The 24,439-nt window shown below is 50.6% G+C and carries 18 protein-coding genes, 1 tRNA gene and 3 rRNA genes; 16 read left to right on the forward strand and 6 right to left on the reverse strand.

The window, feature by feature from the left end; genetic code table 11:
• Positions 1 to 14: 14 nt before the first annotated feature.
• Positions 15 to 527: a peptide deformylase gene (gene def, locus A8F97_RS21655; protein WP_015731328.1), complete on the reverse strand. Its 513-nt coding sequence runs from the start codon at positions 525 to 527 to the stop codon at positions 15 to 17.
• 128 nt (positions 528 to 655) lie between these two features.
• Here def and dprA point away from each other — a divergent pair, with 128 nt between their 5' ends.
• From dprA to A8F97_RS21685, 6 genes are read left to right on the forward strand one after another with little or no spacing between them, the layout of a single operon-like run.
• Positions 656 to 1,777, forward strand: a complete 1,122-nt coding sequence (gene dprA / locus A8F97_RS21660) for a DNA-protecting protein DprA (RefSeq protein ID WP_014701611.1) — start codon at positions 656 to 658, stop codon at positions 1,775 to 1,777.
• Positions 1,749 to 2,222, forward strand: a complete 474-nt coding sequence (gene smg, locus A8F97_RS21665) for a DUF494 family protein Smg (protein ID WP_033072199.1) — start codon at positions 1,749 to 1,751, stop codon at positions 2,220 to 2,222. The genes dprA and smg overlap by 29 nt, the downstream gene beginning before the upstream one ends.
• Positions 2,223 to 2,242: 20 nt before the next feature.
• Complete coding sequence (locus A8F97_RS21670) at positions 2,243 to 2,800, forward strand: DNA topoisomerase family protein (RefSeq protein WP_014701609.1); 558 nt, start codon at positions 2,243 to 2,245, stop codon at positions 2,798 to 2,800.
• Positions 2,793 to 3,362, forward strand: coding sequence for an L-threonylcarbamoyladenylate synthase type 1 TsaC (tsaC, locus tag A8F97_RS21675; protein ID WP_033072198.1), 570 nt, complete (start codon positions 2,793 to 2,795; stop codon positions 3,360 to 3,362). The genes A8F97_RS21670 and tsaC overlap by 8 nt, the downstream gene beginning before the upstream one ends.
• A 19-nt stretch (positions 3,363 to 3,381) precedes the next feature.
• Positions 3,382 to 4,209 (forward strand): shikimate dehydrogenase, encoded by an 828-nt coding sequence (aroE, locus tag A8F97_RS21680; RefSeq protein ID WP_014701607.1) that lies wholly within the window; start codon positions 3,382 to 3,384, stop codon positions 4,207 to 4,209.
• The gene (locus A8F97_RS21685) at positions 4,206 to 4,463 is read left to right on the forward strand and encodes a DUF1488 family protein (RefSeq protein ID WP_014701606.1); all 258 of its coding nucleotides are present in this window, start codon (positions 4,206 to 4,208) and stop codon (positions 4,461 to 4,463) included. The genes aroE and A8F97_RS21685 overlap by 4 nt, the downstream gene beginning before the upstream one ends.
• Here the strand turns inward: A8F97_RS21685 and A8F97_RS21690 are convergent.
• Positions 4,448 to 4,996 carry a gamma carbonic anhydrase family protein gene (locus A8F97_RS21690; protein WP_014701605.1) on the reverse strand — a complete coding sequence of 183 codons (549 nt, stop codon included), beginning with the start codon at positions 4,994 to 4,996 and terminating at the stop codon, positions 4,448 to 4,450. The two genes, A8F97_RS21685 and A8F97_RS21690, sit on opposite strands and share 16 nt — an antisense overlap.
• Positions 4,997 to 5,486: 490 nt before the next feature.
• Between A8F97_RS21690 and A8F97_RS21695 the strand changes: the two genes are divergently transcribed.
• From A8F97_RS21695 to aceK, 9 genes are all read left to right on the forward strand, one after another.
• Positions 5,487 to 7,029: ribosomal RNA gene (locus A8F97_RS21695) — 16S ribosomal RNA — on the forward strand.
• A gap of 141 nt (positions 7,030 to 7,170) precedes the next feature.
• Positions 7,171 to 7,246 (forward strand) — tRNA-Glu (locus A8F97_RS21700).
• Between the two features lie 234 nt (positions 7,247 to 7,480).
• A 23S ribosomal RNA gene (locus tag A8F97_RS21705) occupies positions 7,481 to 10,388 on the forward strand.
• 140 nt (positions 10,389 to 10,528) lie between these two features.
• Positions 10,529 to 10,644 (forward strand): 5S ribosomal RNA (gene rrf / locus A8F97_RS21710).
• The 16S, 23S and 5S rRNA genes sit together here with 1 tRNA gene alongside, the layout of an rRNA operon.
• Positions 10,645 to 10,777: 133 nt before the next feature.
• Positions 10,778 to 11,149 carry a YjaA family stress response protein gene (locus A8F97_RS21715; protein WP_014701604.1) on the forward strand — a complete coding sequence of 124 codons (372 nt, stop codon included), beginning with the start codon at positions 10,778 to 10,780 and terminating at the stop codon, positions 11,147 to 11,149.
• A 136-nt stretch (positions 11,150 to 11,285) separates the two neighbouring features.
• Positions 11,286 to 12,215, forward strand: coding sequence for a homoserine O-acetyltransferase MetA (gene metA, locus A8F97_RS21720; protein WP_015731326.1), 930 nt, complete (start codon positions 11,286 to 11,288; stop codon positions 12,213 to 12,215).
• Positions 12,216 to 12,501: 286 nt separating this feature from the next.
• Entirely contained in the window at positions 12,502 to 14,100 is a 1,599-nt protein-coding gene (aceB, locus tag A8F97_RS21725) for a malate synthase A (RefSeq protein WP_015731325.1), read from the forward strand.
• 31 nt (positions 14,101 to 14,131) lie between these two features.
• Positions 14,132 to 15,439, forward strand: coding sequence for an isocitrate lyase (gene aceA / locus A8F97_RS21730; protein WP_015731324.1), 1,308 nt, complete (start codon positions 14,132 to 14,134; stop codon positions 15,437 to 15,439).
• 49 nt (positions 15,440 to 15,488) lie between these two features.
• Entirely contained in the window at positions 15,489 to 17,255 is a 1,767-nt protein-coding gene (gene aceK / locus A8F97_RS21735; protein ID WP_033072197.1) for a bifunctional isocitrate dehydrogenase kinase/phosphatase, read from the forward strand.
• On the opposite strand, the gene A8F97_RS21740 is transcribed toward aceK, so the two are convergent.
• The 4 genes from A8F97_RS21740 to iclR all read right to left on the reverse strand — a co-directional run bounded on the left by A8F97_RS21740 (position 17,248) and on the right by iclR (position 20,478).
• Complete coding sequence (locus A8F97_RS21740; protein ID WP_071822931.1) at positions 17,248 to 18,159, reverse strand: phosphatidate cytidylyltransferase; 912 nt, start codon at positions 18,157 to 18,159, stop codon at positions 17,248 to 17,250. The genes aceK and A8F97_RS21740 overlap by 8 nt on opposite strands.
• 17 nt (positions 18,160 to 18,176) lie before the next feature.
• Positions 18,177 to 18,836 carry a lysophospholipid acyltransferase family protein gene (locus tag A8F97_RS21745; RefSeq protein WP_014701598.1) on the reverse strand — a complete coding sequence of 220 codons (660 nt, stop codon included), beginning with the start codon at positions 18,834 to 18,836 and terminating at the stop codon, positions 18,177 to 18,179.
• A 4-nt stretch (positions 18,837 to 18,840) separates the two neighbouring features.
• The gene (locus A8F97_RS21750) at positions 18,841 to 19,497 is read right to left on the reverse strand and encodes a CDP-alcohol phosphatidyltransferase family protein (protein ID WP_033072196.1); all 657 of its coding nucleotides are present in this window, start codon (positions 19,495 to 19,497) and stop codon (positions 18,841 to 18,843) included.
• Between the two features lie 147 nt (positions 19,498 to 19,644).
• Positions 19,645 to 20,478: a glyoxylate bypass operon transcriptional repressor IclR gene (gene iclR, locus A8F97_RS21755; RefSeq protein ID WP_014701596.1), complete on the reverse strand. Its 834-nt coding sequence runs from the start codon at positions 20,476 to 20,478 to the stop codon at positions 19,645 to 19,647.
• Between the two features lie 239 nt (positions 20,479 to 20,717).
• Between iclR and metH the strand changes: the two genes are divergently transcribed.
• Entirely contained in the window at positions 20,718 to 24,353 is a 3,636-nt protein-coding gene (metH, locus tag A8F97_RS21760; protein ID WP_232487931.1) for a methionine synthase, read from the forward strand.
• The last annotated feature ends 86 nt before the right edge of the window (positions 24,354 to 24,439 follow it).

Consider the following 24,439-nt stretch of genomic DNA (forward strand, 5'->3'; position numbering starts at 1 on the left):
TGTCAGGATGAAAATTATTGGGTTCGGCTGTTCTGCTTAGCCAGCTTTTCCAGTTTTTGACGGATACGCTGGCGTTTAAGCGGGGAAAGGTAATCGATAAACAATTTCCCAACCAGGTGGTCCATTTCATGCTGAATGCAAATGGCAAGTAGCTCGCTTGCTTCAAGCTCGAATACTTTACCTTCACGATCCAATGCTCGCACTTTTACATGCTCTGCTCGGGGAACCAGTGCGCGTGTTTCGGGGATCGACAAGCAACCCTCTTCAATACCCGTCTCACCGCTCTTTTCAATCAGCTCTGGATTGATCAGCACCAGCCGTTGGTCTCGTTCTTCGGAGACGTCAATCACAATAATACGCTGATGAATATCCACCTGCGTTGCGGCCAGCCCAATACCTTCTTCTTCGTACATGGTATCGAACATATCATCCACGATACGTTGAATATCTGCATTGACTTCTTTTACGGATTGCGCAGTGATGCGGAGCCGCTCATCTGGGAAATGTAATACCTGCAAAACTGACATATATGTTTAGATCTGTATCTGAATAGTGAAAGAGACTTAGCGTACATTCTAGACATTTCCGGCCTCGATTGACAGCATCAGCACCGAATTGCACGACTTATCTGAACATAGCGGAATAAGGGACGCTGATGCTATCAACGGAAATTTGGCTACGTATGACGGGCGTAAGGCATCTGAGCATCAGACGTAGTCGAGCGATTGCCAGAAAGCTTATTTATATAAATGAGTTAGATAACAATGCGTTGAGCGTATTAGGCTTGTCTCATGCTCAAATATCTCAGTTTTGGGCCTATGATCCCAAGATCCTGGAAGAGACTCTCAACTGGCTGTCTTGTCCCAATCACCATATCGTGACGTGCGAAGATGCTCTGTACCCCTTTCTGTTGAGCAATATTCGTGATTTTCCTCTGTTGCTTTTTGTCTCTGGTTCTCCTGAGTTATTGGCATCGCCACAAATATCGATCGTTGGTAGCCGAGGCAATAGCACTTATGGTGAACGCTGGGGGTGTTTTTTCGCACAGGAATTTGCTGCGAATGAACTCACGGTGACTAGTGGGCTAGCGATTGGTATTGACGGTATTGCTCATCGGGCTGCCTTGGATGCTGGAGGGAAAACGATAGCAGTGCTGGGGAGCGGACTGGAGAATATTTATCCCAAGCGGCACGCTAAGCTTGCTGAGCGTATTTGTGGCGATGGTGGCGCACTGGTCTCGGAATTTCCCCTTGCTATGCCGCCGTTTCCAACCAACTTCCCTAGAAGAAATCGCATCATCAGTGGGTTAGGGCTGGGCGTCCTGGTTATCGAAGCGTCTATCCGTAGTGGGTCGCTGGTCACTGCACGTTATGCTTTGGAGCAAGGGCGGGACATTTTTGCCTTGCCGGGGGCTATCGGTAATCCTATGGCTGAGGGTACACATTGGTTGATCCAGCAAGGGGCAAGCCTGGTTACACATCCGAAGGATATTCTTGAACAGTTGGTGAGTGAACTACAGTGGCTGCCGATGGAAAGCGGGCAAACTATTTCTAACGAAGAAGAGAATGGCGAATTGCCATTTGCCGACGTGTTGGCTAACGTAGGAGATGAGGTTACACCTGTTGACGTTGTCGCTGAACGTGCCGGCCAACCTGTGCCAGAGGTAGTTACTAAGCTATTAGAACTGGAGTTAGCAGGATGGATCGCAGCAGTACCCGGCGGCTATGTTCGATTAAGGAGGGCAAGCCATGTTCGACGTACTCATGTACTTGTTTGAGAGCTACATCCACAATGAAACTGAAATGCGTGTCGATCAGGATACGTTAACTGATGACCTCACTCGCGCTGGATTCCATCGTAACGATATTTATAGCGCGTTGAGTTGGCTGGAAAAATTGGCCGATATTCAGGAAGGGCAAGCTGCGCCGCTTTATTTGGCGAGTGATGCTCTGGCTATGCGGATCTATACGCAAGATGAGGAGTTGCGTTTGGATGCGGACTGCCGTGGCTTTTTATTATTCCTTGAGCAAATCCAGGTTCTGAATCTTGAAACGCGCGAGATGATCATCGAACGCGTCATGGCGCTGGAAACGCAGGAGTTTGATCTGGAAGATCTGAAGTGGGTCATTCTCATGGTGCTTTTCAATGTTCCTGGTTGTGAGAATGCCTATCAGCAAATGGAAGAATTACTTTTTGAGGTCAATAACGGTTATGTGCAATAGCCAAAGGGATAACATTTTGAATGGCTAAGTCCGTACTGTTTGCTGAAAAAAAACAGGAAATATGTCCAGACTGTGGGTCAGTACTGGTTATCCGTTCTGGTCGGCACGGTCCATTTCTTGGCTGTTCTGCGTATCCAGAATGCGAATTCATTCGCCCACTGAAAGCGCAGGCTGATGGACATATCGTCAAAGTGTTGGATGGGCAGCAATGCCCGCTTTGTCAGTCGACATTGGTGCTACGGCAAGGCCGTTATGGGATGTTCATCGGTTGCGGCAATTATCCTGAGTGCAATCATACTGAGATTATCGATCGCCCTGATGAAACGGCGATTCGATGTCCACAGTGTAATGAAGGCACGCTGCTACAGCGTAAGTCTCGCTACGGCAAGGTGTTTCATTCTTGCGATCGCTATCCTGATTGCCAGTTTGTGTTAAACCATAAACCGATAGCGGGTGAATGTCCTTCTTGCCATTATGCTTTATTGTTTGAGAAGAAGACGGCACAAGGCTCTAAGCTATTTTGTGCCAGTAAATTATGTGGAAAACCGATAGCGACAGAAGTTGATAAGAATGAGTGATGTGTCTGATGAGTTAATGATTCCCGTTTTGCGGGAATTGCATACTGAGCAGGTGATTGCGTACCCGACTGAAGCGGTATTTGGGTTGGGGTGCGATCCTGATAGTGAAGTGGCGGTTAATCGCCTGCTAGCGCTGAAACAACGCCCCTGGCAAAAAGGGTTGATCTTGATTGCGGCAGATTTTAGCCAACTAGTACCTTATATTGATGACAGTGCGTTATCCGATGAGCAGAAAGCCGTGATGTTTTCCACATGGCCTGGTCCAGTTACTTGGGTATTGCCAGCGAAGCACACAACGCCACAATGGTTAACGGGGCAATTTTCTTCGCTTGCGGTGCGCGTTAGTGGGCATCCATTAGTCAAGGAACTGTGCCAGCGTTACGGTAAACCGTTAGTTTCGACCAGTGCCAATTTAAGTGGCCAACCACCTTGCCGTACTGCTCAGGAAGTATCTCAGCAATTTGGTGATGATTTTCCTGTGCTAGTGGGGGACGTCGGTGGAAGAATGAACCCATCAGAGATCAGAGATGTACTAACAGGCGAGCTCATTCGTCAGGGATAACGGCAACTTGGAGGGGAACGTGTCTGAAGTAACGTCTTTTGCGGTTTTTGGCAATCCGATTGCGCATAGTAAATCACCTCGTATACATGAGCTATTTGCTGCACAGACGGGGATAACGTTGACGTACCAGCGTGTGTTAGCGCCTCTGGATAATTTTGAGCTGCTGCTGCATCAGTATTTTCACGATGGTGCTGGTGGTGCAAATGTCACTGCGCCCTTTAAAGAGAGAGCCTTTGCCGAAGCTGATGAGTGTAGCGAATGTGCGGCGCGTGCAGGCGCGGTGAATACATTGAAGAGGCTGAGTGACGGTCGTCTATTTGGTGATAACACTGATGGCATCGGTTTACTCAGCGATCTGCAACGGCTGGCGTTGGTGAAACCGCTGGATCGTGTTTTGCTGGTGGGAGCGGGCGGCGCGGCGCGGGGAGTTATCCAACCCTTGCTGGCTTATGGCTGTACAGTTGTGCTGACGAATAGGACATTTTCTAAAGCTGATGCTTTAGCTAAGGCCTTCTGTGATATTGGCGATATTCAAGCGGTTGCTCTCGACGATTTACATGGTCAGTCTTTCGATTTGATCATTAACGCAACCTCTTCCGGAATGTATGACAGTATTCCTAATTTACCGCCAGAACTCATTTCTCCAAAAACGTGTTGCTATGACATGTTTTATTTGCCGCAACTGACACCCTTTTTGTCATGGTGCGTACAGCATGGTGCTATTTATTATGCAGATGGTTTGGGAATGCTGGTGGGACAGGCGGCACATGCGTTTAAACTTTGGCATGGTGTGATGCCGGATGTGGAGCCAGTGATTGATTTGCTAAAGCAGGATCTCGCTAAATGAACCAAGCGATCCAGTTCCCAGATCGTGAAAATTGGGATGATAAGGTAATGGCGATCCGCTTTCCTGTTTTAGTAAATGGCTTTCAGCAGGAATGTCTAGTGAGCGCAGAGCAGCTCCAGCGACGTTATGGCGGTGATAGCCCCGAACAGTGGCTGGCGCTGTTCAGGGAACATCGATGGGATCTTGAAGATGAATTGGAAAAAATGATCCTTGCTGAAGAATGGAATGATGAGGGCTATTACTCATTATCCTGAGCAAGGTATTCATCTTTCCAACGAACATAGTTATTTGCCGAGTAAATCAGTCCCTCTATTTCTTCTTGTGTCAGTGGTCGAATTTTCTTAACTGGACTACCAACGTATAGATGCCCTTTCTCTAAGCGTTTTCCTGGCGGGACTAAGCTACCAGCGCCAATCATGACATCATCCTCAACAACGACTCCGTCGAGGAGTATTGACCCCATTCCGACCAGAACCCGATTTCCTATTTGGCAACCGTGTAGCATCGCTTTATGGCCTACAGTGACGTCTTCACCAATAGTAAGTGGGTTACCTTCTGGTTTTTTCTCTGAGCAGTGGGTGATATGAAGCACTGATCCGTCCTGGATATTACTCCTGGCACCAATAGTGATGTAGTTAACATCGCCGCGTATGGCGACAAGGGGCCAGATACCGACATCATCGCCTAGTGTTACCTTGCCAATCACCACGCTGGAATGATCGACCATGACTCTTTCGCCTAAAATGGGAGAAATACCGTTATAACGACGGAACATTTTTGTACTCATCGACAACCTCGTAGTTATTTACCATATGCTGATTATTCGCATTAACAGACAAAATATCGGCAGATATGCGGTGGCGGCAACTGAAAAGTGGCGCAGATCGAGTGAGATCTCATCGAAAGGGTCGAAAAATGCGCGAACAGAAAAAAAGATCAAGAAAGTTGTTGTGCAACGAAAACAGATCCCTATAATGCGCCTCCATCGACACGGCGCTGTGACTCACAACCGGGTCGATAAAGAAAGAGAAAACGCTTTAAAATAAACGTTGACTCTGAAGGTGATAAGCGTAACATACGCCACCTCGCGAAGCGGATAAGACCGCAACGCACTGCTCTTTAACAATATAATCAGACAATCTGTGTGGGCACTCACAAGACCGTATCTTAACGATATAAAAAGTCTTGAAGAGTGAACAACAGTGAAATTCATTACGAATAAACAGTTACTAATTCTTTGAGCATCGCTGACGAGTTCAGCAAATCAAACAAATCTTAAATTGAAGAGTTTGATCATGGCTCAGATTGAACGCTGGCGGCAGGCCTAACACATGCAAGTCGAGCGGTAGCACAGAAGAGCTTGCTCTTCGGGTGACGAGCGGCGGACGGGTGAGTAATGTCTGGGAAACTGCCTGATGGAGGGGGATAACTACTGGAAACGGTAGCTAATACCGCATAACGTCTTCGGACCAAAGAGGGGGACCTTCGGGCCTCTTGCCATCGGATGTGCCCAGATGGGATTAGCTAGTAGGTGAGGTAATGGCTCACCTAGGCGACGATCCCTAGCTGGTCTGAGAGGATGACCAGCCACACTGGAACTGAGACACGGTCCAGACTCCTACGGGAGGCAGCAGTGGGGAATATTGCACAATGGGCGCAAGCCTGATGCAGCCATGCCGCGTGTGTGAAGAAGGCCTTCGGGTTGTAAAGCACTTTCAGCGGGGAGGAAGGCGATAAGGTTAATAACCTTGTCGATTGACGTTACCCGCAGAAGAAGCACCGGCTAACTCCGTGCCAGCAGCCGCGGTAATACGGAGGGTGCAAGCGTTAATCGGAATGACTGGGCGTAAAGCGCACGCAGGCGGTCTGTTAAGTTGGATGTGAAATCCCCGGGCTTAACCTGGGAACTGCATTCAAAACTGACAGGCTAGAGTCTTGTAGAGGGGGGTAGAATTCCAGGTGTAGCGGTGAAATGCGTAGAGATCTGGAGGAATACCGGTGGCGAAGGCGGCCCCCTGGACAAAGACTGACGCTCAGGTGCGAAAGCGTGGGGAGCAAACAGGATTAGATACCCTGGTAGTCCACGCTGTAAACGATGTCGACTTGGAGGTTGTGCCCTTGAGGCGTGGCTTCCGGAGCTAACGCGTTAAGTCGACCGCCTGGGGAGTACGGCCGCAAGGTTAAAACTCAAATGAATTGACGGGGGCCCGCACAAGCGGTGGAGCATGTGGTTTAATTCGATGCAACGCGAAGAACCTTACCTACTCTTGACATCCACAGAATTCGGTAGAGATACCTTAGTGCCTTCGGGAACTGTGAGACAGGTGCTGCATGGCTGTCGTCAGCTCGTGTTGTGAAATGTTGGGTTAAGTCCCGCAACGAGCGCAACCCTTATCCTTTGTTGCCAGCGAGTAATGTCGGGAACTCAAAGGAGACTGCCGGTGATAAACCGGAGGAAGGTGGGGATGACGTCAAGTCATCATGGCCCTTACGAGTAGGGCTACACACGTGCTACAATGGCGTATACAAAGAGAAGCGAACTCGCGAGAGCAAGCGGACCTCATAAAGTACGTCGTAGTCCGGATTGGAGTCTGCAACTCGACTCCATGAAGTCGGAATCGCTAGTAATCGTAGATCAGAATGCTACGGTGAATACGTTCCCGGGCCTTGTACACACCGCCCGTCACACCATGGGAGTGGGTTGCAAAAGAAGTAGGTAGCTTAACCTTCGGGAGGGCGCTTACCACTTTGTGATTCATGACTGGGGTGAAGTCGTAACAAGGTAACCGTAGGGGAACCTGCGGTTGGATCACCTCCTTACCAAAAAAGATGTGTGTTACGTGAAGTGCTCACACAGATTGTCTGATGAAAATACTGAGCAAGCGCACCTGTTGATGTCATGAGTGTAGACTCATGCTGACGCGATAGTGCCGAATTTCTGATTCGGTACGGATTTTTCGTGTCCCCATCGTCTAGAGGCCTAGGACACTGCCCTTTCACGGCTGTAACAGGGGTTCGAATCCCCTTGGGGACGCCAATCCGATAATGAGTGAAAGACATTATCACCGAATATCTTAAAGATGATTCCTCGGAGTCATGTTTACGATATTGCTCTTTAACAATCTGGAACAAGCTGAAAATTGAAACATGACGGCTGACAAAACACGATGACCTTCGAGTGCATCGTGATGCATCAGTCTGTCAATGAGTCTCTCAAATAATCGCAGCGCGAACGTGACCTTGATTTATTCAAGACACCTTCGGGTTGTGAGGTTAAGCGACTAAGCGTACACGGTGGATGCCTAGGCAGTCAGAGGCGATGAAGGGCGTGCTAATCTGCGATAAGCGTCGGTAAGCTGATATGAAGCGTTATACCCGACGATACCCGAATGGGGAAACCCAGTGTGTTTCGACACACTATCATTACGTGAATACATAGCGTAATGAGGCGAACCGGGGGAACTGAAACATCTCAGTACCCCGAGGAAAAGAAATCAACCGAGATTCCCCTAGTAGCGGCGAGCGAACGGGGAGGAGCCCAGAACCTGAATCAGTTTGTGTGTTAGTGGAAGCGTCTGGAAAGTCGCACAGTAAAGGGTGATAGTCCCGTACACAAAAATGCACAAGTTGTGAGTTCGATGAGTAGGGCGGGACACGTGACATCCTGTCTGAATATGGGGGGACCATCCTCCAAGGCTAAATACTCCTGACTGACCGATAGTGAACCAGTACCGTGAGGGAAAGGCGAAAAGAACCCCGGCGAGGGGAGTGAAATAGAACCTGAAACCGTGTACGTACAAGCAGTGGGAGCCTACTTGTTAGGTGACTGCGTACCTTTTGTATAATGGGTCAGCGACTTATATTCTGTAGCAAGGTTAACCGAATAGGGGAGCCGCAGGGAAACCGAGTCTTAACTGGGCGTTAAGTTGCAGGGTATAGACCCGAAACCCGGTGATCTAGCCATGGGCAGGTTGAAGGTTGGGTAACACTAACTGGAGGACCGAACCGACTAATGTTGAAAAATTAGCGGATGACTTGTGGCTGGGGGTGAAAGGCCAATCAAACCGGGAGATAGCTGGTTCTCCCCGAAAGCTATTTAGGTAGCGCCTCGTGAACTCATCTTCGGGGGTAGAGCACTGTTTCGGCTAGGGGGTCATCCCGACTTACCAACCCGATGCAAACTACGAATACCGAAGAATGTTATCACGGGAGACACACGGCGGGTGCTAACGTTCGTCGTGAAGAGGGAAACAACCCAGACCGCCAGCTAAGGTCCCAAAGTCATGGTTAAGTGGGAAACGATGTGGGAAGGCACAGACAGCCAGGATGTTGGCTTAGAAGCAGCCATCATTTAAAGAAAGCGTAATAGCTCACTGGTCGAGTCGGCCTGCGCGGAAGATGTAACGGGGCTAAACCATGCACCGAAGCTGCGGCAGCGACACTTAGGTGTTGTTGGGTAGGGGAGCGTTCTGTAAGCCGTTGAAGGTGGCCTGTGAGGGTTGCTGGAGGTATCAGAAGTGCGAATGCTGACATAAGTAACGATAATGCGGGTGAAAAACCCGCACGCCGGAAGACCAAGGGTTCCTGTCCAACGTTAATCGGGGCAGGGTGAGTCGACCCCTAAGGCGAGGCTGAAAAGCGTAGTCGATGGGAAACAGGTTAATATTCCTGTACTCGGTGTTACTGCGAAGGGGGGACGGAGAAAGCTAGGTTATCCGGGCGACGGTTGTCCCGGTTTAAGCGTGAAGGTGGGTGACTTAGGTAAATCCGGGTCATCGTTAACACTGAGGCGTGATGACGAGTCACTACGGTGATGAAGTAACCAATGCTACGCTTCCAGGAAAAGCCTCTAAGCTCCAGGTAACATCAAATCGTACCCCAAACCGACACAGGTGGTCAGGTAGAGAATACTCAGGCGCTTGAGAGAACTCGGGTGAAGGAACTAGGCAAAATGGTGCCGTAACTTCGGGAGAAGGCACGCTGGCGCGTAGGTGAAGTCCCTTGCGGATGGAGCTGAAGCCAGTCGCAGATACCAGCTGGCTGCAACTGTTTAATAAAAACACAGCACTGTGCAAACACGAAAGTGGACGTATACGGTGTGACGCCTGCCCGGTGCCGGAAGGTTAATTGATGGGGTCAGCCGCAAGGCGAAGCTCTTGATCGAAGCCCCGGTAAACGGCGGCCGTAACTATAACGGTCCTAAGGTAGCGAAATTCCTTGTCGGGTAAGTTCCGACCTGCACGAATGGCGTAATGATGGCCAGGCTGTCTCCACCCGAGACTCAGTGAAATTGAACTCGCTGTGAAGATGCAGTGTACCCGCGGCAAGACGGAAAGACCCCGTGAACCTTTACTATAGCTTGACACTGAACCTTGAGCCTTGATGTGTAGGATAGGTGGGAGGCTTTGAAGTGTGGACGCCAGTCTGCATGGAGCCAACCTTGAAATACCACCCTTTAATGTTTGATGTTCTAACGTAGGCCCGTGATCCGGGTTGCGGACAGTGTCTGGTGGGTAGTTTGACTGGGGCGGTCTCCTCCCAAAGCGTAACGGAGGAGCACGAAGGTTAGCTAATCCTGGTCGGACATCAGGAGGTTAGTGCAAAGGCATAAGCTAGCTTGACTGCGAGAGTGACAGCTCGAGCAGGTGCGAAAGCAGGTCTTAGTGATCCGGTGGTTCTGAATGGAAGGGCCATCGCTCAACGGATAAAAGGTACTCCGGGGATAACAGGCTGATACCGCCCAAGAGTTCATATCGACGGCGGTGTTTGGCACCTCGATGTCGGCTCATCACATCCTGGGGCTGAAGTAGGTCCCAAGGGTATGGCTGTTCGCCATTTAAAGTGGTACGCGAGCTGGGTTTAGAACGTCGTGAGACAGTTCGGTCCCTATCTGCCGTGGGCGTTGGAAGATTGAGAGGGGTTGCTCCTAGTACGAGAGGACCGGAGTGAACGCACCACTGGTGTACGGGTTGTGATGCCAATTGCATTGCCCGGTAGCTAAGTGCGGAAGGGATAACCGCTGAAAGCATCTAAGCGGGAAACTTGCCTCGAGATGAGTCTTCCCTGGACACTTGATGTCCCTGAAGGGCCGTTGAAGACGACGACGTAGATAGGCTGGGTGTGTAAGCGTAGCGATACGTTGAGCTAACCAGTACTAATGACCCGAGAGGCTTAACCTTACAACACCGAAGGTGTTTTGTGGGTGATGAAAGACTCATAGATTTTGATGTTCAGCTTGTTCAAAGATTGGTTCTGATGGTTACGGAGATGACAAAGAAAAAAGTCATGTAAAGTAACGGTTGGAATGAAACAGAATTTGCCTGGCGGCGATAGCGCGGTGGTCCCACCTGACCCCATGCCGAACTCAGAAGTGAAACGCCGTAGCGCCGATGGTAGTGTGGGGCTTCCCCATGTGAGAGTAGGGAACTGCCAGGCATCAAATAAGTGGAAAGCCCCTGTCGAAAGACAGGGGCTTTTTGCTATATATTATTTTTGACCTTATCTGTAATAAATTTGCCCACTGTTTGCACATAGAGATCCACTAGGAATAAGAAATATAGGGAAATAAATGACGATCTTATATATCCAGATCCGTAAGAACAAAATGGTTGTGCGTAATCCTGAAACTCACCAAGAGCTAGGTGATTCTAGTCAGGTTTTCAGTAATACACGTCTACTTGTTGCTGATTTTTTTCGTGCAGAGAAGGTGCTTAAAAATTTAGCCCGAAAATTAATAAAACGTAGCTGGTTCAAATTTGGTCAGGATGTACTTGTCATTCATGCTCTTGAAATGAATGAAGGTGGGCTGTCTCAGGTTGAGCAACGTATTCTTCAGGAAATAGCCGTTTCCACTTCACCAAGAGCCCGGCTAGTTGTGATAGAAGATGCTCGCGTATTAGCTGATGCGGAAGTTATTGAACAAGCAAAGAAAAATAGATAAACGCATAACGTTTTTTTAGGCACAGTGAAACATTTTCACCTTATGCGCTGAGTGCTCGACATTAGTCTGAAAACTCGCTATCTTCGGGCATCTGGATGTCTAAACGTTTAAACGTATGCTTTGAGGATATAAGGTTATGCCAATTCGGGTTCCTGATGAGTTACCAGCCGTTAATTTTCTGCGTAATGAGAACGTCTTTGTCATGACGTCCTCGCGTGCTAAAACGCAGGAAATTCGTCCACTCAAAGTACTGGTTCTGAACCTGATGCCTAAGAAGATCGAGACTGAAAACCAGTTTCTACGTCTGTTATCCAATTCTCCCCTACAGATCGATATCCAACTGTTGCGTATCGATAGTCGAGAATCCAAGAATACGCCAACTGAGCATTTGAATAATTTCTACTGCAATTTTGACGATATTCAGGACGACAATTTTGATGGTTTGATTGTTACTGGTGCCCCGCTGGGACTCGTCGATTTCTGCGATGTTGTGTATTGGCCGCAGATCGCACGTGTCATCGAGTGGGCAAAAGAGCATGTCACATCCACATTATTCGTGTGCTGGGCTGTACAGGCGGCTCTCAATATCCTCTACGGCATTCCCAAGATGACCCGAAAGGAAAAGCTATCTGGCGTTTACTTGCATCAGACGTTACAACCCCATGCTTTGCTGACCCGCGGCTTTGACGAAACGTTCCTGGCTCCACATTCACGCTACGCAGATTTCCCATCTGATGTGATTCGACAACATACGGATTTAGATATTCTGGTTGAATCGGAGCAGGCTGGTGCTTACCTGTTTGCCAGTAAAGATAAACGTCTGGCGTTCGTTACTGGGCACCCAGAGTATGATGTTCTGACGCTGGCAGGAGAGTTTTTCCGTGATAGCGATGCCGGATTAGATCCGGCGGTTCCGGTTAACTATTTCCCGGATGACAATCCTGAACTGGAACCGAAAGCGAGCTGGCGTAGCCATGGGCATCTACTTTTTGTTAACTGGCTGAATTACTATGTTTACCAGATTACGCCTTACGATTTGCGCAAAATGAATCCTACGCTGGACTAGCTCTCATCTTGATCTTTTTCTCTGAGGCACCGTTAAAGGTGCCTTTCTTTTTTGTACTGAATCACTTCATTCCTGTTGGTAAGTGAAAGCTATTTCTTTTTCTTTTTAATATTAATGTTCATTTATATCATATGCTTGACATTGTTTTTTCATAAAAATGGAAATTGTTTTTGATTTTTGTTTTTATTGCATTACGCTTAATTCTGTCGGCTAAGAAACGTACATACTGTTTTTGCCGACCTGGCGGTTGTTGATGAATGAAGCGGAATCTGAAAAGGAACCACGAATGATGCAGCAGACGATAAACAGAGAATTGGCATTTAGTCAGCGTTTTGGCGAAGGTGAGAAGCACATTCTTACTGAAGAGGCAGTTGATTTCTTAGCGGAGTTGGTCGCACATTTTACGCCAGCACGTAATCAATTACTTGCGGAACGGCAGGTGCAGCAGCGTAATATCGATCAGGGTAAGCTACCAAATTTTATTTCAGAAACAGTTTCCATTCGAGATAAAGCATGGATGATACGTGGTATTCCCGATGACCTTCAGGATCGCCGTGTTGAAATTACTGGCCCGGTTGAACGCAAGATGGTGATCAACGCGTTGAATGCCAATGTGAAGGTTTTTATGGCGGACTTTGAGGATTCGCTGTCACCGGGATGGGAAAAGGTGATTGATGGGCAAATCAACTTGCGTGATGCCGTGCGCGGTACGATTTCCTACATCAATGAAACAGGAAAAATTTACCAGTTGAAACCCAATCCTGCTGTATTAATTTGCCGGGTACGCGGGTTGCATTTGCCTGAAAAACACGTGTCCTGGCAGGGGGAAGCCATTCCCGGCAGCCTGTTTGATTTCGCGCTGTATTTTTTCCACAACTATCAGGAATTGTTGAAGAAAGGTAGTGGTCCTTATTTCTATTTGCCAAAGACACAGTCATGGCAGGAAGCGGCCTGGTGGAATGATGTCTTCTGCTATACGGAAGATCGCTTTGACCTTCCGCGTGGGACGATCAAAGCGACAGTATTGATTGAAACACTACCTGCCGTTTTCCAGATGGACGAAATCCTCTACCACTTACGCGATCATATCGTCGGGTTGAACTGTGGTCGTTGGGATTATATTTTCAGTTATATCAAAACATTAAAGAGCCACAGCGATCGCGTTCTGCCCGATCGTCAGTCGGTGACGATGGAAAAACCCTTTCTTAGTGCTTACTCGCGGTTGTTAATCAAAACCTGTCATCGGCGCGGTGCATTCGCCATGGGTGGAATGGCAGCGTTCATTCCGAGTAAGGATGCGGAACGCAATAACTGGGTGTTGGATAAGGTACGTAAAGACAAAGAACTGGAAGCTCACAATGGTCACGATGGCACTTGGGTGGCTCATCCGGGGCTGGCAGATGCCGTGATGGAGGTATTCGATCGGGCGTTAGGTGAGCGTAAAAATCAGCTCGATATCAGCCGTGAACAGGATGCGCCTATTCGCGCAGAGGAACTGCTGGAACCCTGTCCGGGGGAGCGTACGGACATCGGTATGCGCGCGAATATCCGCGTTGCCGTGCAGTACATCGAAGCGTGGATATCTGGTAATGGTTGCGTCCCGATTTATGGATTGATGGAGGACGCGGCGACGGCAGAAATTTCCCGAACCTCGATCTGGCAGTGGATTCGTCATGGTAAGACGTTGAGCGATGGTCGAGTGATCACCAAAACGCTGTTCCGCCAGATGCTGGCCGAAGAGATGTTTGTGATTCAGGAAGAATTAGGTGATGCCCGTTTTAGCGGAGGGCGCTTCGATGAGGCAGCCCGACTGATGGAGCAAATCACTACGCAAGATGAACTGATCGACTTTCTGACGTTACCCGGCTACGCATTGCTTGATTAATCCTGACTGATAATAAAAAGGAACCTCTGCTATGACGACCTCTCGTACCCAACAAGTCCAGCATATCGAAAAAGAGTGGAAAACCGCCCGCTGGGAAGGTATTACGCGCCCCTACAGCGCAGAAGATGTGATTAATCTACGTGGATCGGTGAACCCGGAATGCACACTCGCACAGCTCGGTGCGGCGAGGCTATGGAACCTGCTGCATGGCGAATCCCGCAAAGGCTATGTTAACTGCCTGGGGGCGCTGACGGGTGGGCAAGCCTTGCAGCAGGCGAAAGCCGGCATTGAGGCTATTTACCTTTCCGGTTGGCAGGTGGCGGCGGATGCCAATCTGGCGTCCAGCATGTATCCCGATCAGTCGCTCTACCCAGCAAATTCGGTGCCTGCGGTGATCGAACGCATTAATAACACGTTCCGGCGTGCCGATCAGATTCAGTGGGCGAATCACATTGAGCCGGGTGATAAGCGCTATACCGATTACTTCCTGCCGATTGTTGCGGATGCGGAGGCCGGATTTGGCGGTGTGCTTAATGCGTTCGAGCTGATGAAGTCGATGATTGAAGCGGGTGCGGCGGCGGTTCACTTTGAAGATCAACTGGCATCGGCGAAGAAATGCGGACACATGGGCGGCAAGGTACTGGTTTCCACGCAGGAAGCCGTTCAGAAGCTGGTTGCGGCCCGGCTGGCAGCGGATGTCTTGGGCGTGCCGACCTTACTGGTTGCGCGAACTGATGCGGATGCGGCAGATTTACTGACGTCCGACTGTGATGAATATGACCGTGATTTCATTACCGGGGAACGCACGGTGGAAGGCTTCTATCGCACGCGTGCGGGGATTGAACAGGCAATCAGCCGTGGGCTGGCCTACGCGCCTTATGCGGATCTTGTGTGGTGCGAAACGTCGACGCCGGATTTATCGCTGGCGCGTCGTTTTGCCGAGGCCATCCACGCTAAGTTTCCCGGCAAGTTGCTGGCGTACAACTGTTCGCCTTCCTTTAACTGGAAGAAGAATCTGGATGACAGCACGATCGCACGTTTTCAGGATGAGCTGTCGGCAATGGGCTACAAGTATCAGTTTATTACGCTGGCTGGCATCCACAGCATGTGGTTCAACATGTTTGACCTGGCGCATGCCTATGCGCAAGGCGAAGGGATGCGGCACTACGTAGAAAAAGTACAGCAGCCTGAATTCGAGGCGATTAAAGACGGCTATACCTTCTCATCGCATCAGCAGGAGGTGGGGACAGGTTATTTCGATAAGGTAACGAACATCATTCAGGGAGGCGAGTCTTCAGTGACGGCGCTGACGGGATCGACGGAAGAACAGCAGTTCTGATCCTAACCCGGTCAGCGTTCGGCTGGCCGGGTTTCATCTGGAGATCATGATGACGCGTGACCTTGAAAAGCTGGTGGCGCAGACGATCCTGCAAGGGTTTGATGCGCAATATGGACGTTTTCTCGAAGTAACGGCTGGCGCGCAGCAGCGTTTTGAACAGGCTGACTGGTCTGCCGTACAGCAGGCAATGAAACAGCGTATTCATCTATACGATCACCATGTTGGGCTGGTGGTTGCACAGTTGCGCTGTATTACCAGTATCCGCTGTGATGATGCGGATTTTCTGGCGCGGGTGAAGCATATCTACACCTGCCTATTGCCGGATTATCCACGTTTCGAGATTGCTGAGAGTTTCTTTAATTCCGTCTATTGTCGGCTGCTTAATCATCGGGAGCTGACGCCCGATAAACTGTTTGTTTTCAGTTCTCAGCCAGAGCAGCGCTTTCATGAGATTCCCCGTCCGATTGCCAAGACGTTTGTGCCCGCTGACGGCTGGCAGAATATGTTGGAAAAGTTGCTGGGTGATGTGCCGCTGCGTTTACCGTGGGAAGATTTGCCGCGTGATATTGGCTATATCGTTGCATATTTACAGCGTACTTTCTCGCCTGATCAGCTTGCTCAGTCGACGTTACAGATAGCGAACGAGCTGTTTTATCGCAACAAAGCGGCCTGGCTGGTGGGGAAACTGTCGCTGCCTGACGGTATTTTTCCGTTCCTGCTACCGATTCACCACAACGAACGCGGGGCGCTATTTATTGATACCTGCTTAACCAGTCAATCAGACGCCAGCATCGTGTTCGGTTTCGCCCGCTCTTACTTCATGGTCTATGCCCCGTTGCCGTCCGCGCTGGTGGCCTGGCTACGTGACATTTTGCCGGGAAAGACGACAGCAGAGCTTTATCTGGCTATTGGCTGTCAGAAGCACAGTAAAACCGAGTATTACCGCGAATATCTGGATTACATTGCGGCATCAGAAGAGCAGTTCATCATTGCTCCCGGCGTGAAAGGTATGGTGATGCTGGTGTTTACGCTGCCTTCGTTCGATCGCGTATTTAAGGTCATCAAAGATCGTTTTGCGCCACAGAAAGAGGTGAGTGCGGAGCGGGTCATGGCGTGCTATCAACTGGTGAAAGAGCACGATCGTGTTGGGCGCATGGCGGATACGCAGGAATATGAAAATTTCGTCATCGATAAGCACCGAATCAGCCCGGAACTACTGGATGAACTTTGGCGTGAGGTACCTGATAAGCTGGAAGATCTGGGTGATAAGTTAGTGATCCGACACTTGTATATGGAACGCCGGATGACGCCGCTGAATCTCTATCTGGAGCAGGCAAGCGCACAGCAACTGCACGATGTGATTGAAGAGTACGGTAATGCCATCAAACAGTTGGCCGCGGCGAATATTTTCCCCGGTGATATGTTGTTTAAGAATTTTGGCGTCACGCGTCATGGGCGAGTCGTGTTTTATGATTACGATGAAATTTGCTACATGACAGAGGTGAATTTCCGCAAGATTCCGCCACCGCGTCACCCAGAGGACGAACTGGCCGCAGAGCCGTGGTACAGCGTCGCACCGAATGATGTATTTCCCGAAGAGTTTCCGCATTTCCTGTGTAGTGACCGTCATATTCGGACGTTGTTTGAGGAAATGCATGGCGATCTGTTTTGTGCGGATTATTGGCGGGCATTACAGCAGCGCATAAAGGACGGCTATATCGAGGATGTTTACGCCTACCGACGCCGGAAGCGTTTTAGCCAGCGGGGCGGGTATCAGCCGTCAGAGTATCCGACGGCTGATGTGGCATTCAGGTGAAAAAATAGCGCACGATATGGAAGAAAATGGGAGCAGAAAAACAGAGAGAATCGATGCGATCCATCATCCCGCCGTGCCCTTCCAGCATGGTGCCGAAATCTTTCACGCCGCGATCGCGCTTAATGCCGGACATGCAAAGCCCACCGGCAAAACCTAGCAGTGCGATCAAGAAGGCGATGAGAAAAGCCTGCCAGGGGGAAAATGGTGTGATCCACCACAACCCCATCCCCACTAGGCTGGCGGTCAAAATACCACCGATAAACCCTTCCACCGTTTTGTTTGGGCTGAGTTTGGGGACGATAGGGCGTTTTCCCCAGAGTTTACCGAAAACGTATTGCAGTACGTCTGATAACTGCACCACGATCATGAGAAACAGCAACAGCTTGATATTCTGGTGCTCATACCCTGCGATATCTAGCATCAGCAGCGCTGGCGCGTGGCTGACACAGTACACGGCGATCATCAGACTCCATTGAATTTTGGCGGCACGCTCAAGAAAATGCAGCGTATCTCCCGCTAACGCCAAACGCGCAGGGACGAAGAGAAATGCGTATACCGGTATCAGAATAATAAAAACGCCGTACCACTGTATGCCAACCAGCAGATACTGAAGCGGCAGGATAATGAAAAAGCACCAGAACAGCGCCTCATGGTCGCCCCGGCGAGTTGGCATCAACGTAATGCATTCTCGCAGTGCATAAAATGACATCAGGGCAAACAGGATCGTCGAACCAATCGCACCAATCATCATGGCTAACACAGAAATAATGCACATGAGCCACCAGGCACGAATGCGGGCATTGAGGTTCATGATTGTGGCATTTTGCTGACGTTTTGCCAGTATGTAACCGACTAGGCTGGCAAAAGTCAGTAATCCGAATAGGCCGCTCAGCAGCCATTGCATCTCGTTATCCCAAGCTGTCACGCTGATAACTCCTCAAGCGCTTGCTTAGCGCGTTCAAGAAAATCCTGTTTCGACTCCATCTCGGCAACGCCTTGTATTGGTTCACCAAATGTGGCGTGGCAGATGATAGGAACGACCAGCCGCGACCCCTTTGGCATGACGCGGTTAAGGTTCTCCAGCCAGACGGGAACCAATTCGATGTCTGGATACTGTTTTGATAAGTGGTAAATCCCGCTTTTAAAGCTATTCAACTGGTCGCCATCTCCCCGCGTGCCTTCGGGAAACAGAATCAGTGACTGGTTCTCGTTTAACGTGGTTTTTAGCGGTTGCAGCGGATCTTGTGAAAGCCGTTCCGAGTGCCCTTCTTCTGGGATTTTATTGCGTCGCTCGACCAGAACAGCCTGAAAAATACGCAGAGCCAGATAGCGGCGTAACGGTTTTTTTAGCCAATAGTCGGCAGCAGCGACTGGATGTACGATGGTTCGAAGTTCGCGTGGCAGGCTGGCCCAGATCACCAGTCCATCAAGGTGGCTGCTATGGTTGGCATAATAAATTTTAGGGCGTACCAGATCGGGTTCACTTCGCCAGTGTGCGCGAACGCCGGTGAGGAGCCGACAAACTGTAACCAGAAGTGAACTGACAATTTTTTTGTCCAGCCCAGAGAAAACGTTAGCCATAAGATTATCCCTGAATGCGCAGTGCGCTCATAATCTGTCGAGTGCGGTTAATACAGGTGACGGTCGAACCGAGCAGAATTACCCCAAGCGCGGCGATGAAAAGCCATTGCCCATAAGCGGGGGCGATCAGGGCGAGTAGGGAAACCAGCGTTAGAATGGCCATACGATGCTGCTTTGCCATTGGCCCGCTGAACTGTTGCGGTAAACCACAACTTCCACCTAACAGACGGATGTAAGCCGTCAGCACTGCCATCACGGTCGCAGCCCAGGCAAGCGTGGGGGCAAGAGGCCACACTGTCATGCCGTAACCGACGCCCATGATGATCAGCGTATCTGAGATCCGATCGGGCAGATCGTTATAAATCGCCCCGACCGGGCTGCGGAGTTTGCCTTCTACCGCGACCATACCATCAAGCAGATTGCATAGCAGGCGACCCTGAATACCGATAATCCCTACCAGCAGGAGTAGCCGAGTGGTGGTGTCTTGGTCGGTACGAAAAGCGAAAATAAAGCTGATACTGGCGATCAAAGCAAAAAGAATGCTGAAAAGGGAAATCGCGTTAGGGGTAAAGCCCCTCAATTGCAATGCCCGAGCGAAATAGCTGGCCCAGCGTGTTTGTCGAGCCTTAATGGGGCGGCGATCTTTGATATCTTGTTCCATGATGTACATGATCCATTGGTAAAACGTATAGGTATGTATGCTGTAAGTACCGGTAAGAATAATGGTATTACGAGGGTCGCACACCCTTTTATACATCTTCTTTTTCACGCCGCAGGCTTATCTTCGGACTGGTATACTCGCCCATTATCATGGTATCCCACTATATTCCTGCATGATTTGCTTAGCGGCTTTGATCACCAATGCGCCGAGTTCTGTTACGCGATTGTCCGTGATGCGTGATACGGGGCCGGAAATGGAAATGGCGGCAAAGGCTTCATGATGTTCATCCAGAATACAGGCCGCGATACAGCGTAGCCCCAGCGCGTGTTCTTCGTCATCGAACGAATACCCCTGCTTACGAATCAGCGAGAGATTTTCCTTCAGAGCCTGCGGCGAATTGAACGTGTGTGGCGTATAGCCATGCAGTCCTTTTTTGTGCAGCAGTTGTGTGACCTGCGCATCGGGTAAATGTGCCAAAAACGCTTTTCCAGCACCGGAGGCATGCATTGGTAACTTACCGCCGATCGGTGCAGACATCCGCATCAGCGCGGTGCATTGTACCTGATCGATAATGATCGCCTGACTATCCGTCTGATCGAGAACGGCCAGATTGACGGTTTCACCCGAATTCTCCATTAACGTGCGTAGTATCGGATGCACAATTGCCAACAGATTGCGGCTTTGCAGAAAGCTACTGCCAACGATAAACGCGTGTGACGCAATCGTCCACAGCCCCAGATCGCCAACCTGACGCACAAAGCCCTGCTGCTGCATAGTGGTGAGCAGGCGGTGGGTGGTGGAATTGGGTAAACCAGCTTGCTGAGCCAAATCGGTTAGCGCCACGCTGCCGTTTGCTTTGGCGATATATTCAAGCAGCGTCAGGCCACGGGTCAGCGACTGAACCTGCCCGGTTGGCTGTGTAGCGGTGCCCGTGCTGGCTCTGGGCTTCTTGCCGCGTTTAGCTGGCTCTGGTGGCGTCATGGCATCGATTCCTTTTTATGGTAATGGAATTGATTTTCGTTTTTTTACCGCAGAATGCAACTCTTCTTTCTCCGTGTTTTTTATCGGCAAATGACCTGAAAAAGTCTCATGCTACCTCGCGTTAGCGTGTTCATAACTTATGCTAGGATACACACAACATATCGTATTTATTGGCCGGGAATGGGGTTCGCGTGAGTAATCGGTTAGACGAATTGCGGCGTCAGTTGGCGCAACGCATTATGGTGCTGGATGGTGGTATGGGTACCATGATCCAGGGGTATCGCCTGCAGGAAGCAGATTATCGCGGCGAGCGCTTTGCCGACTGGCCGAGCGATGTGAAGGGAAATAACGATCTGCTGGTGCTGACCAAGCCGCGGGTGATTAGTGAAATCCATGATGCCTATCTGGAAGCCGGTGCCGATATTCTCGAAACCAACACCTTCAACGCCACCACTATTGCGATGGCAGATTATGATATGGCATCGCTGTCGGCGGAAATTAACACCGTTGCTGCCCAGTTGGCGCGTGCCAGCGCGGACAAATGGACGTCGCTAACGCCGGATAAGCCGCGCTATGTTGCCGGCGTGCTTGGCCCGACGAACCGCACTGCGTCGATTTCCCCCGATGTTAACGATCCAGCTTTTCGTAACGTCAGTTTTGATCAACTGGTAGAAGCGTATCGTGAATCGACCCGTGCATTGATCGCGGGCGGTGTCGATCTGATCATGATCGAAACCATTTTCGATACGCTGAATGCCAAAGCGGCAAGCTTTGCGGTGGAAAGCGAATTTGAGGCGTTGGGGATCGTTCTACCCGTGATGATTTCCGGCACGATCACGGATGCGTCAGGACGGACGTTATCTGGTCAAACGACAGAGGCATTTTACCATTCCCTGCGTCATTCCCGCCCGCTTTCCTTCGGTCTGAACTGCGCGTTGGGGCCGGATGAACTACGCCAGTATGTCGCCGAGCTATCGCGTATTTCGGAATGTTATGTGAGTGCGCACCCGAATGCAGGGCTGCCTAACGCCTTCGGGGAATACGATCTCGATCCCGCCGATATGGCGAAGCATATTGGTGAATGGGCGCGATCCGGTTTTCTGAATATTGTCGGCGGCTGCTGTGGATCGACGCCTGCGCACATTGCCGCGATGGCGAAAGTGGTGGACGGCGTGCCGCCGCGCAAGCTGCCAGAGATCCCCGTGGCGTGTCGTTTATCCGGCCTGGAGCCGCTGACTATCGATGCTAACACCCTGTTTGTTAACGTGGGGGAACGGACGAACGTTACCGGTTCTGCGCGTTTTAAACGTCTGATCAAAGAAGAGAAATATAACGAAGCGCTGGATGTCGCCCGCCAGCAGGTCGAAAGCGGCGCGCAGATCATCGACATCAACATGGATGAAGGCATGCTGGATGCGGAAGCGGCGATGATCCGCTTCCTAAATCTGATTGCGGGTGAGCCTGATATCGCCCGTGTGCCGATTATGATCGACTCCTCAAAATGGGAGGTGATTGAGAAAGGGCTTAAATGTATTCAGGGCAAAGGGATTGTTAATTCAATCTCCATGAAGGAAGGCGTCGAGGCTTTTATCCATCACGCTAAGCTGGTGCGGCGCTATGGCGCAGCCGTGGTGGTGATGGCCTTCGATGAGGTCGGGCAAGCGGATACTCGCGCACGTAAAATTGAAATTTGTCGCCGCGCTTACCGCATCTTGACGGAAGAAGTCGGCTTCCCGCCTGAAGACATCATTTTCGACCCGAATATTTTCGCGGTGGCAACGGGGATCGACGAGCACAACAACTACGCGGTGGATTTCATCGAAGCCTGCGCAGACATAAAGGCAGAGTTGCCGCATGCGATGATCTCTGGCGGCGTGTCCAATGTATCGTTCTCGTTCCGCGGTAACGATCTGGTTCGTGAGGCGATTCACGCTGTTTTCCTGTATTACGCGATCCGCAATGGTATGGATATGGGGATCGTGAACGCTAGCCAACTGGCGATCTATGACGATCTTCCTGCGGAGCTGCGCGATGCGGTAGAGGATGTGATCCTTAACCGTCGCGCTGATGCCACCGAGCGCATGCTCGAACTGGCGGAAAAATATCGCGGTAGCAAAACAGAAGATGAAGGCAGTAAAACACAGGCGGAGTGGCGCGGCTGGGATGTGAAGAAGCGCCTGGAGTATTCGCTGGTTAAAGGCATTACCGAGTTTATCGAGCTGGATACGGAAGAAGCGCGTCAGCAGGCGTCACGACCGATTGAAGTGATCGAGGGCCCGTTGATGGACGGCATGAACGTGGTCGGTGACCTATTCGGTGCAGGCAAAATGTTTTTGCCGCAGGTGGTGAAATCCGCGCGTGTGATGAAGCAGGCGGTGGCTTACCTCGAACCTTATATTGAAGCCAGCAAAGATAAAGGCTCGTCTGCGGGGAAAATCCTGCTGGCGACGGTAAAAGGCGACGTTCACGATATCGGTAAGAATATCGTCGGCGTGGTGCTGCAATGTAACAACTACGAGATTATCGATCTGGGCGTGATGGTGCCGACGGATAAAATCCTGAAGACCGCACGTGAGGAGAAGGTCGATATCATCGGGCTGTCCGGGCTGATTACGCCGTCGCTGGATGAAATGGTCAACGTGGCGAAAGAGATGGAGCGTCAGGGCTTTACGCTGCCGCTGCTGATTGGCGGCGCAACGACCTCTAAAGCCCATACCGCCGTGAAGATTGAGCAGAACTATAGCGGCCCGACGGTCTACGTACAGAATGCCTCGCGCTCTGTTGGCGTGGTGTCGGCGCTGCTGTCCAGTACACAGTATGACGATTTTGTTGCGCGCACCCGTAAAGAGTATGAAACCGTGCGTATTCAGCACGCGAGGAAAAAGCCGAGAACGCCGCCCGTGACGCTGGAGGCAGCCCGAGCTAACGCCTCAGATCTGGACTGGGAAAACTATACGCCGCCGGTTGCGCATCGTCTGGGGGTGCAGGCGGTAACGGCCAGCATCGAAACGCTGCGCAACTACATCGACTGGACGCCGTTCTTTATGACCTGGTCGCTGGCGGGGAAGTATCCCCGCATTCTGGAAGATGAAGTAGTAGGGGAAGAAGCTAAACGCCTATTTGCCGACGCTAATGCGATGTTGGACGATTTGTCCACGCGTGGCGCGCTGAACCCTCGTGGCGTGGTTGGCTTATTTCCGGCGAACCGCGTGGGGGATGACGTGGTGATTTATACCGATGAGCGGCGTGAGACGGTGCTGTCAGTCAGCCATCACCTGCGTCAACAGACGGAAAAAACTGACTTCCCTAACTACAGTTTGTCCGACTTTGTGGCACCAAAATCCGGCGGCAAGCCGGATTATCTGGGAGCGTTTGCGGTGACTGGCGGGCTGGAAGAGGATACGTTGGCCGATCAGTGGGAAGCGCAGCACGATGATTACAACAAGATCATGGTGAAAGCGATCTCTGACCGTCTGGCGGAAGCGTTTGCGGAATACCTGCACGAGCGCGTGCGTAAGGTTTACTGGGGCTATGCGCCGAATGAGAATCTCAGTAATGAGCTGCTGATTCGTGAGAATTATCAGGGTATTCGTCCTGCGCCGGGCTATCCGGCTTGTCCAGACCACACGGAGAAAGTACCAATCTGGCAGTTGCTGGATGTAGAAAAGCATACCGGTATGAAGCTCACTGAGTCCTATGCCATGTGGCCGGGCGCCTCAGTATCCGGCTGGTATTTCAGCCACCCTGACAGCAAATACTTCGCCGTCGCGCAAATTCAGCACGATCAGGTGAAGGATTATGCAGTGCGTAAAGGCATGGACGTGAGCGAAGTTGAGCGCTGGCTGGCGCCGAATCTTGGTTATGATGCGGATTAAGTTATGAGAACCGATCTGTGCGGTTTACTTTTATAACCGAATATTTAGAGGGAAGGTAATGCGATTACTGTGAGCAAGGTTGAATA

The organism is Pectobacterium parmentieri (assembly GCF_001742145.1).
Taxonomy (GTDB): domain Bacteria; phylum Pseudomonadota; class Gammaproteobacteria; order Enterobacterales; family Enterobacteriaceae; genus Pectobacterium; species Pectobacterium parmentieri.

Bases quoted from the DNA above. Each gene is read 5' to 3' on its own strand.
- def (WP_015731328.1), bottom strand. From the start codon at position 527: ATGTCAGTTTTGCAGGTATTACATTTCCCAGATGAGCGGCTCCGCATC.
- dprA (WP_014701611.1), top strand. From the start codon at position 656: ATGCTATCAACGGAAATTTGGCTACGTATGACGGGCGTAAGGCATCTG.
- smg (WP_033072199.1), top strand. From the start codon at position 1,749: ATGTTCGACGTACTCATGTACTTGTTTGAGAGCTACATCCACAATGAA.
- A8F97_RS21670 (WP_014701609.1), top strand. From the start codon at position 2,243: ATGGCTAAGTCCGTACTGTTTGCTGAAAAAAAACAGGAAATATGTCCA.
- tsaC (WP_033072198.1), top strand. From the start codon at position 2,793: ATGAGTGATGTGTCTGATGAGTTAATGATTCCCGTTTTGCGGGAATTG.
- A8F97_RS21685 (WP_014701606.1), top strand. From the start codon at position 4,206: ATGAACCAAGCGATCCAGTTCCCAGATCGTGAAAATTGGGATGATAAG.
- A8F97_RS21690 (WP_014701605.1), bottom strand. From the start codon at position 4,996: ATGAGTACAAAAATGTTCCGTCGTTATAACGGTATTTCTCCCATTTTA.
- A8F97_RS21715 (WP_014701604.1), top strand. From the start codon at position 10,778: ATGACGATCTTATATATCCAGATCCGTAAGAACAAAATGGTTGTGCGT.
- metA (WP_015731326.1), top strand. From the start codon at position 11,286: ATGCCAATTCGGGTTCCTGATGAGTTACCAGCCGTTAATTTTCTGCGT.
- aceB (WP_015731325.1), top strand. From the start codon at position 12,502: ATGATGCAGCAGACGATAAACAGAGAATTGGCATTTAGTCAGCGTTTT.
- aceA (WP_015731324.1), top strand. From the start codon at position 14,132: ATGACGACCTCTCGTACCCAACAAGTCCAGCATATCGAAAAAGAGTGG.
- aceK (WP_033072197.1), top strand. From the start codon at position 15,489: ATGACGCGTGACCTTGAAAAGCTGGTGGCGCAGACGATCCTGCAAGGG.
- A8F97_RS21740 (WP_071822931.1), bottom strand. From the start codon at position 18,159: ATGCAATGGCTGCTGAGCGGCCTATTCGGATTACTGACTTTTGCCAGC.
- A8F97_RS21745 (WP_014701598.1), bottom strand. From the start codon at position 18,836: ATGGCTAACGTTTTCTCTGGGCTGGACAAAAAAATTGTCAGTTCACTT.
- A8F97_RS21750 (WP_033072196.1), bottom strand. From the start codon at position 19,497: ATGGAACAAGATATCAAAGATCGCCGCCCCATTAAGGCTCGACAAACA.
- iclR (WP_014701596.1), bottom strand. From the start codon at position 20,478: ATGACGCCACCAGAGCCAGCTAAACGCGGCAAGAAGCCCAGAGCCAGC.
- metH (WP_232487931.1), top strand. From the start codon at position 20,718: ATGGTGCTGGATGGTGGTATGGGTACCATGATCCAGGGGTATCGCCTG.